Here is a 12813-nt window from a genome sequence, read left to right as displayed (position 1 = left end):
CTTTGTACTCACCCTCTCGGGCTTTCCTCCGGGCGCTTCCCTTCGGTCTTGCGTTTCCGACTCTATCAGACCGTTTCGCGATCCGATTTCCTCGGCGCTTTCCAGGTTCCCGCTCTCGCGTTTCCCTTTCCGGCGGTTCCGACTCTATCAGATCCTTTCGGTGTCTGATCCCCAGTCAGCGGGGGCTGTCCTCCCGGCCGTTGGGCCGTTCCGACGTCTCAAACCTTAGCGGATCCGCCCGGCGATTCCCAATCGGGCCGCCGAGTCCCTATTCGAATTGAATTCGGGCGCGCCGAAATCAACCCGGAGGAGGGATCGTGCTGAAGGTGTGAGGGGTGCCGCTCGGGGCGGCTGAGGTGCTACCGAAGAACCGTTACGGCTCCGCGGCAACCCGAAGAACTTTACGGATCGCGCAGGGGCGTGTCAACACCCTCTGTCAAGATCTTTTCCGAGGGCTTCAGTCCAGGTCGCTGAGCCGGCCGCCGGCGTCCGGCTGCGCGTGCTCGACCCGGCGCAGCAGTCGGGTCAGGACCTCGCCGAGCACCGCGCGCTCCGCGGGAGTGAGGTCCTGGAGCAGGTCCTCCTCGAAGACCGTCGCCAGGCGCATCGCCTCCAGCCACTTCTCGCGGCCCTCGGGGGTCAGCTCCACGATGACGCGGACGCGGTTGGACTCGTCGCGCTCCCGGGTGACCAGTCCCTCGGTGACCATGCGGTCGATCCGGTGGGTCATGGCGGCCGGGGTGAGGCCGAGCCGCTTGGCCAGCTCGCTGGGGCCCATGCGGTAGGGGGCGCCGGAGAGGACCAGTGCCTTGAGGACCTCCCACTCGGCGTTGCTGATGCCGAGGGCCGAGGTCTGGCGGCCGTAGGCGACGTTCATCCGGCGGTTCAGCCGGGACAGCGCCGACACGATCTTCTCGACCTGGGGGTCCAGGTCCTGGAACTCGCGCTGGTAGGCGGCGATCTGTTCTTCGAGCGTCGGCTCTGTGACGCCGGGGGTGTCGGCCATGGACGCAGTATCCCACGGGAGTCCTTTGCTTTGAAGTCCTTGACCATGTACTCTTTAGCTTCGAAGTTTAGCTTCGAAGTCTTCAGGTCTAACTAGTGAGAGAGGTGAACGTGACCAGGGCGATGGGCGCAGCGATGCGCCGGATCCACGCGGGCAACGCACTCAGCGCGTTCGGACTGGGCTTCACCGTCCCCTACCTGTACGTCTATGTGGCGCAGGTGCGGGGCCTGGGAGCCATGACGGCGGGCCTCGTGCTCGCCGTCTTCGCCGTGGCCGCGCTGATCGTGCTGCCGTTCGCCGGCCGGGCGATCGTGCGGCGCGGCCCGCTGCCGGTCCTGCTCGCCGCCCTGGTGACCGCCGCTGTGGGCGCGCTGAGCCTCGGTCTGGCGGGCAGTGCCGCGAGTGTGCTGCTGTCCGCCGCGGCGCTCGGGGCCGGGCAGGCCGTCATGCAGCCGGCGCTGGCGACGATGATCGTGGACTGCTCCTCGGCGGACACGCGCTCGCGTGCGTTCGCGATGCAGTTCTTCCTGCAGAACCTGGGGCTGGGCGTCGGCGGCCTCATCGGCGGTCACCTGGTCGACACGACGCGCGTGTCGTCGTTCACGCTGCTGTTCGCGATCGAGGCGGCGATGTTCCTGCTGCTGGTCGGTGTGCTGGCGACCGTGCGGATGCCGCGTTCGCCGCGTCTGGCGGGCGCTCCGGCGGGGTCGGCGAAGGGGAGCTGGAAGCAGCTGCTCGGGAACCGGGCGATGGTGCAGTTGTCCGTGCTGGGCTTCGTGATCTTCTTCGCCTGCTACGGGCAGTTCGAGTCGGGGTTGAGCGCGTACGGCGTGGAGGCGGCCGGGATATCCACGTCCGCTCTGGGTACGGCGCTGGCCGCGAACACACTGATGATCGTGGTCGCCCAGTTCGCCGTGCTGAGGTTCGTGGAGCGGCGCCGGCGGTCCCGGGTCATCGCCGCGGTGGGGCTGATCTGGGCCGTGGCCTGGCTGGCCGCCGGGTACGCGGGGCTGGGGCACGGCAGCCAGGAGATGGCCACGGCCGCGTTCGTGTCGACGTACGCGTTGTTCGGACTGGGCGAGGCGATGCTGTCGCCGACGGTCGCGCCGCTGGTCGCCGATCTGGCACCGGAGGGCATGGCCGGGCAGTACAACTCGGCGTTCGCGCTGGTCAAGCAGCTGGCGCTGGCCGTCGGTCCGGCGGTGGGCGGTCCGCTCGGGGCCTCGCTGCACGGGCCGTACATCGTGACCTTCCTGCTGTTCTCGCTGGGGATCACCGTCCTGGCGCTGCGGCTTGGGCGGCGGCTCTCCGCCGTACAGGACCGGCCCTGGCTGGCGCGCGGGACCCGGGTGGTCACCCGGGGCGGGGCGTCCACGGGACCGGTGCCCGCGGAGGCGTGAGCCCGCGGTGTGTCACGGCCGTCACCTCCGGGTGGCGGCCGTCGTCGTGTGCGCCGGGCGTGTCGGTCGGCGGGTGGCCGCGAGCGGGACGGCCGTGAAGGGAGCCGTCACCGTTCCGTCGGCGTGCCCCGCCCGGCGAGCGGGTCGCGGACCCGGTCCGGCCGCCCGGGTGACGGCCGGCTCGCCACCGGAAACAGGACTGGCGTGCGAGGGGAGCCGGGGGCGAGGGACGTCGGGGTCGGGAAGGGCCGGGTGCCCTGACGGCAGCCGACCTCGTCGGGGACGCCTCGGGCGCGTCGCTCGGTGCGCCGGACTCGTCTGCCGTGCCGCGCCGACGGGTCCGGCGGCCGGTCAGTGCTTTGCCTTCGGCAGGGCGAACTCGCACCACACCGCCTTACCGCCGCCGGGGGTGCGGCGGCAGCCCCAGTTGGAGGCGATCGTCGCGACGATGGCGATGCCCCGGCCCGACTCGTCGCCGGGCTCGGCGCGGCGGCGCCTCGGCAGGTGGTCGTCGCCGTCGGTGACCTCCACGATGAGGCGGCGGTCGGTGCGGCGCAGGCGCAGCCGCATGGGCGGGGTGCCGTGCTGGAGGCTGTTGGCGACCAGCTCGCTGGTGGCGAGGACGCCGAGGTCGTGCAGTTCGGCGGGGAAGCGCCAGCTGGTGAGGACGCCGGAGGCGAAGGCACGCGCGCGCGGGGCCGCTTCGACGCCGCCGAGGAGTTCGAGGGCCGCGTTGCGGAAGAGGTCGCCGTCAGGGCCGGTCCGCGCGGGGTGCTGGAGGACGAGGACGGCGACGTCGTCGTCGTGGTCGGCGGTGACGCCTGCCGAGCGGACCAGGCGGTCGCAGACGACCTGGGGGCTGCCGGTCGCGCCGGCGAGGGCGCCTTCGAGCGCGGCGATGCCCTCGTCCAGGTCGGCGTCCCGGCGCTCGACCAGGCCGTCTGTGTAGAGGACGGCCGTGGAGCCGGGGCCGAGGGCGATGGAGCCGGAGGAGTGCATCCAGCCGCCGGTGCCGAGCGGCGGGCCGGTGGGTTCGTCGGTGCGGGAGACCGTGCCGTTCTCGTCGCGGACCAGGATCGGCAGGTGGCCGGCGGACGCGTACACCAGGCGCCCCTCGTTCGGGTCGTGGACGGCGTAGACACAGGTGGCGATCTGGTTGGCGTCGATCTCGGCGGCAAGGCCGTCGAGGAGTTGCAGGACCTCGTGCGGCGGCAGGTCGAGGCGGGCGTAGGCGCGGACGGCCGTGCGGAGCTGACCCATGACGGCGGCGGCCCGCACCCCGCGGCCCATGACGTCGCCGATGACGAGGGCGGTCCGGCCGCCGCCGAGGGTGATCACGTCGTACCAGTCGCCGCCGACCGCGGCCTCGGTGCCGCCGGGCTGGTAGGTGGCGGCGATGCGCAGGTCGTCGGGCTGTTCCAGTTCCTGCGGGAGCAGGGAGCGCTGGAGGGTGACGGCCGTCTCGCGCTGGCGGCGCTCGCTGGCGCGCAGCCGTTCGGCGGCCTCGGCGTGGTCGGTGACGTCCGTGGCGAAGACGAGCACGCCGGCGTCGCGGTCGCCGTCCTCGGTGACGGGGGTGCAGGTGAAGGTGTACGAGCGGCCGTCGACGGCCTTGCGGGACTTCAGCGTGCGGGGCTTGCCGCTGCGCAGCACCTGGTCGAGCAGCGGGAGCAGGCCCAGTTCGGCGAGTTCGGGCAGGGCCTCGCGGGCGGCGGCGCCGGTGGCGCGGGCGCCGAAGGCCGTCGTGTAGGCGTCGTTGACGTAGGCGAGGCGGTGGTCGGGGCCGTGGACGAGGGCGACGAGGGCCGGGACGCGGTCCAGGACCTCACGCGCGGGCAGTTCGTCGACGGCGGGTACCGGGGCTGTGCCGTCGGCGGGCCGTTCGGCGCGGGCCGCGGGCACGGAGCCTTCCCCCCGCCGGTCCGGGGAGACCGCCGTCTCGGTCCGCGCGGCGGCGCGGCGCTGCGTTCCGGGGAGCCGGGCGCTCCAGCGCGTGAAGTTCACTTGGGGAAAGCCTCGTGGGTGCTAGGGCGGGCGGGTGCCCGTCCGACGTCGTAGGGCAGTCTGGCAGGGAGCGGGCCGCGGCGGGCGACAACCGTCAGACGCCGGGGCGGGCCGTGGAGTTCCCGGGTCCGGTCAGGACGACCCCTTCGGGTCGTCGGAGGGGCTGTGAGGAGGATTTCCACCGGCCGCGAGTTCGAACTCCGCTCGCGGATGTTCGAGCGAACCGAGCGAGACGATCTCCCGTTTGAAGAGTCCCGCGAGGGTCCATTCGGCGAGCACCCGGGCCTTGCGGTTGACGGTGGGCACCCTGCTGAGGTGGTACACGCGGTGCATGAACCACGCAGGGTAGCCCTTCAGCTTGCGTCCGTAGACCTGCGCGACGCCCTTGTGCAGGCCGAGGGAGGCGACCGAGCCGACGTACGTGTGCGCGTACGTCTCCAGGGGCTCGCCGCGCAGGGAGTGGACGATGTTGTCGCCGAGGACCTTGGCCTGGCGGACCGCGTGCTGCGCGTTGGGGGCGGTCTCGGTGCCGGGTTCGGCGGCCGTGACGTCGGGTACGGCGGCGGCGTCGCCGGCGGCCCAGGCGTGATCGGTGCCCTCGACGGTGAGCTGGGCGGTGCAGCGGAGCCGGCCGCGGTCGGTGCGCGGCAGGTCGGTGGCGGCGATCAGCGGGTGCGGTTTGACGCCGGCCGTCCACACGACCGTACGGGTCGGGAAGCGCTGGCCGTCGCTGAGGACGGCGACGCGGTCGGCGCAGGACTCCAGGCGGGTGTCCAGCAGCACCTGGATGTTGCGGCGGCGCAGCTGGGTGACGGTGTAGCGGCCCATCTCCGGGCCGACCTCCGGGAGGATGCGGTCGGTGGCCTCCACGAGGATCCACTTCATGTCCTCGGGGCGGAGGTTGTGGTAGTAGCGCGCGGTGTAGCGGGCCATGTCCTCCAGCTCGCCGAGGGCCTCGACGCCCGCGTAGCCGCCGCCGACGAACACGAAGGTGAGGGCGGCGTCGCGGACGGCCGGGTCGCGCGTGGAGGAGGCGATGTCCATCTGCTCGATGACGTGGTTGCGCAGACCGATGGCCTCCTCGACGGTCTTGAAGCCGATGCCGTACTCGGCGAGGCCGGGGATGGGCAGGGCGCGGGAGACCGAGCCGGGGGCGAGCACGAGTTCGTCGTAGCCGAGGAGTTCGGCGGTCCTGCCCTCCTCGGCGGTGGCGAGGGTGGTGACGGCGGCGGTGCGTACGGCGTGGTCGATCGAGGTGACCTCGCCGATGACGACGTGGCAGTGGTCCAGGACGCGGCGCAGAGGTACGACGACGTGGCGCGGGGAGATCGAGCCCGCGGCGGCCTCGGGGAGGAACGGCTGGTAGGTCATGTAGGGATCGGGGGTGACGACGGTGATGTCGACCTCACCCCTCCTCAGCTCGGCCTTCAGCTTCCGCTGGAGGCGCAGGGCCGTGTACATCCCGACGTAGCCGCCGCCGACAACCAGAATGCGCGCACGTTCCTTCACCATCCCATGACGCACCCGGCGCTGGTGTTTGTCCACAGCCCCGACAATTTGTGTGACCGGCGGCCGGGTGTGCGCACGGCCGGCCATGGCGTCCGCGCGGGACGAAAGGGGGCAGGTCAGCGGGGGCGGGTGACAGGGTGCGAAGGGCCGGAATCGGGATGTATACACCCCGTACTCCGATCGAGGGGCGCACTGTACGGAACCTGCCCCTTCTGAATTGACTTCCTCTCAACTATGTTCGTGTGTCGACGGGGTGTAGGGAATGTGGTCGAACGGTTCCGCAACGGGCGGATCCGGTCGGGACCGAAGCCAGTTCCGCGCGCCTCGCGTTCAGTGGCGGGGAGTCTCCGGGGGGAGACGTCATTACCGGGGGAAACACATGCATGTTCAGGACACTCACTGGGCATCGGCAGCAGCCGTCGCGCCCGGCGGCAAGGCGATGAGCGCGGCGGTGGGCAGCGGACGCGCGGACACGGCGCGGACGACCCCGCTGCGGGTGGACGCACAGCGCAACCTGGAGCACGTGCTGCGTGCGGCACGTGAGGTGTTCGGCGAGCTGGGGTACGGCGCGCCGATGGAAGATGTGGCGCGGCGGGCCCGGGTCGGGGTCGGCACCGTGTACCGGCGCTTTCCCAGCAAGGACGTGCTGGTCCGGCGGATCGCCGAGGAGGAGACGGCGCGGCTGACCGAGCAGGCCCGGGCGGCCCTCGGGCAGGAGGACGAGCCGTGGTCGGCGCTGTCGCGGTTCCTGCGGACCTCCGTGGCGTCCGGGGCCGGGCGGTTGCTGCCGCCGCAGGTGCTGCGGGTCGGCTCCGCCGGTTCCGGTGATTCCGGCGAGGCCGGTGGGCCCGCCGGCCTCGCCGCAGAGGCTCGGGTGCCGCAGCAGCGGGTGCAGCCGGGGAGTGCCGAGCTGCGGCTCGTGGCGCAGGAGGCCGCGGTGGCCGATGACGCCGGGGCCGGGGCACTGCTGGATGTGGTCGGGCAGTTGGTGGACCGGGCCCGGTCGGCGGGTGAGCTGCGGACGGACGTGTCCGTGGGTGACGTGCTGTTGGTGATCGCCACGGCGGCGCCGTCGTTGCCGGATGCGGCGCAGCAGGCGGCGGCGTCGGCCCGGCTGCTGGACATCCTGCTGGAGGGGCTGCGGTCCCGGCCGTAGGCGGACCTCGGTTTCGCCCGCCGGGGCGTTCCGTTTTCCCCCGGTGCCACCCGTACGACTGTCGCGGTCGGGTGGTGCCGGGGGCCCCTCTGGGGCGGATGCGCCGTCGACGGCTGTGAGTCGCCGCCGTACGGCCGATGAGCCGTCGGTGACTGCGGTGGGGCGTGGGGCGGCGGTTGGGCGCACCCACGGGAGCCCGCGCCTCTTCCCTCCCTCCGCACCGCGCCCCCTTCTCCTTTCTCCGTCGGGTGCCCCTCGCGTCGGCGTCAAGGGCCGGGCGTTCGACGGGTGTTCGGGGGATCTGGGGGCAAGTGCGCTCGGATGAGTGGATGGGGTGTGCGCGGGGGCTCCCGGGGAGTTCCGGTGTGGCAGGCTGAGGCCGACGGGTTGGGCTGAGCCGGGGTCGGGGGCTGTCCGCGATGGGCGTTGACGGGTGGGACGGGGCGCGCGGTGACGACGGGGACGCGGAGACTCGGGGGCTGACCTCACCCCAGGTGCCGCACCAGGGCGGGCGGCCGGCTTCCTCCGGCGGGGCCCCGGACGGGAGCGTGCCGGCCCAGCGTGAGGGAAGCGCGCTGCCGCCGCCCCGGGGGATGCCGCCCGCCGACTCCGAGCTGATCGGGCGGATGCGCGGTGGTGACGACTCCGCCTACGAGGAGCTGTACCGACGGCACGCCGACGCGGTACGGCGCTATGCCCGCACCTGCTGCCGGGACGGGCACACCGCCGACGACCTCACCGCCGAGGTGTTCGCGCGGATGCTGCAAGCGGTGCGGGGCGGTTCCGGGCCGGAACACGCCGTACGGGCCTATCTGCTGACCTCCGTCCGCCGTGTCGCCGCCCACTGGACCAGGTCCGCCCGGCGGGAGCAACTCGTCGACGACTTCGCCGTCTTCGCCCAGCAGGCCGCCCGGATCCCGGAGGCCTCCGAGGACACCGCGTTCATCGGCTCCTCCGGAGCGGGCCTCGGTCTCGGGGCCGACGTCCGCGCCCTGCACGAGGCCGAGCAGTCCATGGCCATGCGGGCCTTCCGTTCGCTGCCCGAGCGCTGGCAGGCCGTGCTGTGGCACACCGAGGTGGAGGACGAGTCCCCGAGCGAGGTGGCCGTCCTGTTCGGGCTGGACGCCAACGGCACCCGGGTGCTCGCGAGCCGCGCGCGCGAGGGGCTGAAGCAGGCGTACCTCCAGGCCCACGTCAGCGCCGCCCTCGCCCACGACGAGGAGTGCGCCCGCTACGCCGACCAGCTCGGCGGCTACGCCCGCCGCAAGCTGCGCGTCCGCGCCGAGCGGGGCCTGCGCAAGCACCTGGAGGAGTGCGCCAAGTGCCGGCTGGCGGCCGCGCAGATCGAAGAGGTCGCCAGCGGTATCCCCGCCGTCGTCCCGGTCGCGGTGATCGGCTGGTTCGGGGCCGCCGGGTACGCCAAGGCCCTCGGGATCGTGGCCGGCGGCGCGGGGGCCGGGGCGGCCGCCGCCGTGGCCGGTGGCTCGTCCGGCGGCGCGGGCGGGGCCGCGGCCTCCGAGGGATTCGGGGCGCCGGTGAAGGCCGGCATCGCGGCCGGTGTGGTCGCGGTGGCCGCCGCCGCGGTCGCGCTGGCCCTGGTACACGACAGCAGTCCGGCGAAGGAGGTCGCCCGGCCGGCGCCGGCCCCCTCCCCGTCCGTGTCCGCGCCGGTCGTACGGCCCGGGACGCCCGCACCCGCACCGCCCGCGCCCGCACCGCCCGCGCGCAAGCCACCGCCGAAGCCCGTCGTCCTCGCTCCCGGACCGGCGCCGACGCCCACCAGCGCCGGCGCCCACACGCCCACCCCGGCACCCCCGGTGACGCCGGTGACGCCGGCCCCCGAGCCCACCCCGACGCCGACACCCCCCTCCACGCCGACACCGAGCCCCGCGCCGAAGCCGGAACCCAAGCCGACCCCGACGCCCGCTCCACCGCCGGCGCCCACCGTCTACCAGCTGAGCGAGCTGCGTTTCGACGTCGTCGGCGACGGCACCCGGCCCGAGATCGCGCTCGGCGAGAGCAGCTGGGTGTGGCAGCGGTACGGCCTGTACGTCGGCGGTGAGCGGTACGCGCGCGGGGTCACCGTCCGTGGTGACTCCTCCGTCACCATCGCCCTCAACCGGCAGTGCACCGCGTACGACGCGCTGGCCGGCGTGGACGACATGACGCTCGGCCTCGGCAAGGTCTCCTTCTCCGTCTACGCCGACGGGGTCCGGCTGTGGCGGTCCGGCATGGTCAAGGGCCGCGACCCGGCCGTCCCCGTCCATGTCGACCTCACCGGGCACAGGACCGTACGGCTCGTGGTGGAACCGCACAGCAACGCCTTCGACCGGGCGGCGCTCGCGGACTGGGCGGAGTCCCGGCTCACCTGCCGGTAGCCGGGCCGCCCCGGGGTCGCGCGCCGGCCGCCGCCGCGGCGTCCAGTTCGCGCAGGACGTCCGCCACGCCCATGGAGGCACCCCGGGCGCACTCGGCGGCACAGCGGTCGGCCGGGAGGGCCGCGCGGGCCTCGGCGCGCACCCGGGCGGCCTCGCCGCGCTCCGGCTCGGGCCGGTCGAGTCCGTCACGCCAGTGGTCCGCCGCCGCGAACAGCCGCAGCGCGCCCGGCAGATCGCCGAGCCGGGCCAGCAGACCGGCCGCCACGTCCACCAGACCGGCCGTGATCGACTCGGCGCACTGGTGGTCCACGGCCTCCCGCAGGGCCTCCGACATGATCGGCAGCCCGTGCGCGGGTCCCGACTCGTCGGCCGCGAGCAGCGCCTCGACCATCCGCTGGGCCGCCACGAACTGCGGGGGCGGGGTGCCGTCCCGGATCACCGCGCGGGTCGCCTCGTACAGCTCGCGGGCGCGCGCGTGCTGGTGGTCGTGCAGGGCGATGTGGGCGCGCAGGAGCAGCACGAAGGCACGGGACTCGGGTACCGCGTACCGGTCGGCGGCCGTTCCCGCCTCGTCCAGCGCGGCCAGCGCGGCCTCCCGGTCGCCGGAGCGGTAGGCGATCTCGGCGAGCCGGGCGATCAGGAAGGGGGCCTCGGCGTGGGCGCCCACCTCGTAGGCGAGTCGCAGCGCTTCCTCGTACTCGCCGCGCGCCTCGTCGTACCTGCCCCGGGCCATGGCCGCCTCGCCGGCCGCGCTGCACACCTGCGCCCGCATCCAGCGGTCACCGACGCGCCGGCTGAGCGTCCGCAGCTCGGCCAGGTCCTCGTCTACGCCCCGCAGATTGCCCGGGGAGTCGACGGTCACATGAGCGCGGTACATCAGGGCGACCCCGAGTTCCCACTCGCCGCCGTAGCGGCGGCAGTTGGCGACGCACTCCGTCATCTGCGGGCGGATGTCCGTGGGACCGCCCAGGTAGTAGGAGGTCAGCGGCCAGATGATGCCCGGGAGCCGGGCGGCCTGCGGTCCGCCGCGTTCGTAGGCCGCCCGCACGCGCGCGAGGTACTCCCGGGCCCGTTCGTCGGCCACGAGGTTCTCCGTGCCCGTCTCGGCGGTCAGGAACAGGTCCAGCATGCGCAGGTCCATCCGCAGCTCGCGCAGCGGATGCCCGGCCTCGCCGTCGGGGGCGGCGAGGAGGGCGCCCACCGGGTCGGCGGTCTCTGTCCGTGCCCTCACCTCCTCGGCCGGCGTGCCGGCGGGCAGGGTGTCCAGGGCGATGCCCAGGCGGAGCACCTGTCGCACCCAGGCCACCGCCTCCTGGCGGTGGTTGCGCAGCCACCAGAACCAGCCGGTGGCCAGGACGATCGCGCCCGCCTCCGCCTCGTCTCCCGCGCGGACCGCGCGGTCCAGGGCCGCGCGGATGTTGTCCAGCTCGGTCTCCAGACGGGCTATCCAGGGCAGCTGGGCCGCCGACCGCAGCCGCGGCTCCGCCTCCTCCACCAGGGCCCGCACCCACGCGCGGTGGCGTCGCTCGGCCGCCGCGCGCAGCCCGGGGACCTCGGCGGCGCGCTCGGTGGCGTACTCGTGGATGGTCTCCAGCATGCGGTACCGCATGCCGGCGCCCGTCCCGGAACCGGTGCCCTCCGGGTCGTGCGGGGCGGCGACCACCAGGGACTTGTCGACCAGCGCGCCGATCAGGTCCGCTGCCGGGCCGGTGCACACGGCCTCGGCCGCAGCGAGGTCCCAGCCGCCGGCGAACACCGACACCTCGCACAGGACCGTCCGCTCCCGCTCGTCCAGCAGCTCCCAGGACCAGTCGACGACCGCGCGCAGGGTCTGCTGGCGGGGCAGGACCGTGCGGCTTCCGGAGGTGAGCAGGCGGAAGCGGTCGTCCAGGCGGTCGGCGATCTGGCGCGGGGTCAGCAGCCGGAGCCGGGCCGCCGCCAGCTCGATGGCCAGCGGCAGCCCGTCCAGACGGCGGCAGATCTCCGCCACGGCCTCGGTGTCACCGAGCACCGCGTCGGCGTCGGGACGGACGGCCTTCGCGCGCTCGGCGAAGAGGCGGTGCGCCTGCTCCGGGACGAGGGGCTCGACCGGGCGCACCGACTCACCGGGGACGCCCAGGGGTTCACGGCTGGTCGCGAGGATGGTGAGCCCCGGGCAGTGGGTGAGGAGGGTCTCGGCGAGGGCGGCTGCCGCGCCGATGACGTGTTCGCAGTTGTCGAGGATCAGGAGGTGGCTGCGCGGTGCGCAGTACTCGATCAGCAGGGCCGTGGGGTCGGCCTGCGGGGTCGCCAGCTCGTTGGTCAGCAGCACGGTCTCGCGCAGACCGAGCGCGCTGACCACCGCGCCGGGCACCGCCTCCGGCCGGTCGAGCGGGGCGAGCTCGACCAGCCAGGCCGAGGGGTGCGGTGCGGCGGCCTCCTCGGCGAGACGGGTCTTTCCCGAGCCGCCCGGTCCGGTGAGCGTGACCAGGCGGGCCCTGTGCACGTCGGAACGAATGGCCTTGAGCTCTGGTTCCCGCCCGACGAAGGAGGTCAGGCGGGGACGGAGATTGCCGGTGCGCTCGGGGGGCTGCGGGGGCGCGGGGTGTGCGGGGTGTGCGGGGTGCGCCGGAGGTTCCGGGCCGTCTGGTGACTGCTGTCTCAGCAACGAGGTGTGCAGGGACCGGAGTTCCGGGCCCGGGTCGGTGCCGAGGGAGTCGGCGAGGGTGCGGCGGGCGGACTCGTAGGCGGCGAGGGCGTCGGCCGGGCGGCCCGTGTCCCGCAGGGCGCGGATGAGGAGGGCGTGCAGGGACTCGTCGTACGGGTGGGCAGTGGTCAGTTCCCGCAGCTCCGGTACGGCCTCCCGGGCGCGGCCGAGGGCCAGGGCAGCGGCGGCGCGGGCGCGGGTCGCCTCCAGGCGCAGGGCCTCGGGGCGGGCGGCGGCGGTGCGGTCGGGGAGGTCGGCGAGGGCCGGGCCGTACCAGAGGGCCAGGCCCCGGGTGAGGGTGCGGTGGGCGGTGGCCGGGTCGCCGGCGGTGAGGGCCTGGGTGCCGGTGTGGGCGAGGCGTTCGAAGACGTGCAGGTCCACGTCGTCCTCGGCCGCTTCGAGACGGTAGCCGCCCGGGGTGGAGGCGATGGCGTGCCGGCCGAGGGCACGGCGCAGACGGCCGACGAGGGCCTGGAGGGCGGCGGGGGCGTCCTGGGGCGGGTCGTCCGCCCAGATCTCCTCGACGAGGGTGCCGGGGGCCGTGGTCCGGCCGGGGCGCAGGGCGAGGGCGGCGAGAAGGGTGCGGAGGCGCCGGCCGCCGATGGGTACGGGGGTGCCCTGGTCGTCCGTCGCTTGGGTCACGCCCAGGATTCTGTACCGCACCTGGTCATTGT

7 protein-coding genes are annotated in these 12813 nt (G+C 74.0%); 3 read left to right on the top strand and 4 right to left on the bottom strand.

All coding sequences use genetic code 11. The features are described from left to right. Positions 1-457: 457 nt before the first annotated feature. Positions 458-1006 (bottom strand): MarR family winged helix-turn-helix transcriptional regulator, encoded by a 549-nt coding sequence (locus ACH4LD_RS22335; RefSeq protein ID WP_103817250.1) that lies wholly within the window; start codon positions 1004-1006, stop codon positions 458-460. A 122-nt stretch (positions 1007-1128) separates the two neighbouring features. Here ACH4LD_RS22335 and ACH4LD_RS22330 point away from each other — a divergent pair, with 122 nt between their 5' ends. Next, on the top strand, positions 1129-2406 hold the full coding sequence (locus ACH4LD_RS22330) for an MFS transporter (RefSeq protein WP_398054988.1): 1278 nt from the start codon (positions 1129-1131) through the stop codon (positions 2404-2406). Positions 2407-2757: 351 nt separating this feature from the next. Here the strand turns inward: ACH4LD_RS22330 and ACH4LD_RS22325 are convergent, their stop codons facing one another. Next, positions 2758-4410, bottom strand: a complete 1653-nt coding sequence (locus tag ACH4LD_RS22325; protein ID WP_398054971.1) for a SpoIIE family protein phosphatase — start codon at positions 4408-4410, stop codon at positions 2758-2760. A 132-nt stretch (positions 4411-4542) separates the two neighbouring features. Beyond that, a complete protein-coding gene (locus ACH4LD_RS22320; RefSeq protein WP_398054970.1) occupies positions 4543-5922 on the bottom strand; it encodes an NAD(P)/FAD-dependent oxidoreductase in 1380 nt (459 codons plus the stop codon). Between the two features lie 376 nt (positions 5923-6298). Between ACH4LD_RS22320 and ACH4LD_RS22315 the strand changes: the two genes are divergently transcribed. Further along, positions 6299-7075 (top strand): TetR/AcrR family transcriptional regulator, encoded by a 777-nt coding sequence (locus ACH4LD_RS22315; RefSeq protein ID WP_398054969.1) that lies wholly within the window; start codon positions 6299-6301, stop codon positions 7073-7075. 419 nt (positions 7076-7494) lie between these two features. Next, positions 7495-9453: a sigma-70 family RNA polymerase sigma factor gene (locus ACH4LD_RS22310; RefSeq protein WP_398054968.1), complete on the top strand. Its 1959-nt coding sequence runs from the start codon at positions 7495-7497 to the stop codon at positions 9451-9453. Here the strand turns inward: ACH4LD_RS22310 and ACH4LD_RS22305 are convergent. Next, complete coding sequence (locus ACH4LD_RS22305) at positions 9440-12781, bottom strand: ATP-binding protein (RefSeq protein ID WP_398054967.1); 3342 nt, start codon at positions 12779-12781, stop codon at positions 9440-9442. The genes ACH4LD_RS22310 and ACH4LD_RS22305 overlap by 14 nt on opposite strands. Between the last annotated feature and the right edge of the window lie 32 nt (positions 12782-12813).

The organism is Streptomyces sp. NPDC017676 (assembly GCF_044329325.1).
GTDB lineage: Bacteria > Actinomycetota > Actinomycetes > Streptomycetales > Streptomycetaceae > Streptomyces.
The sequence above is the reverse complement of the archived record's forward strand: the minus strand, read 5'-3'. Positions and strand labels throughout refer to the sequence as shown.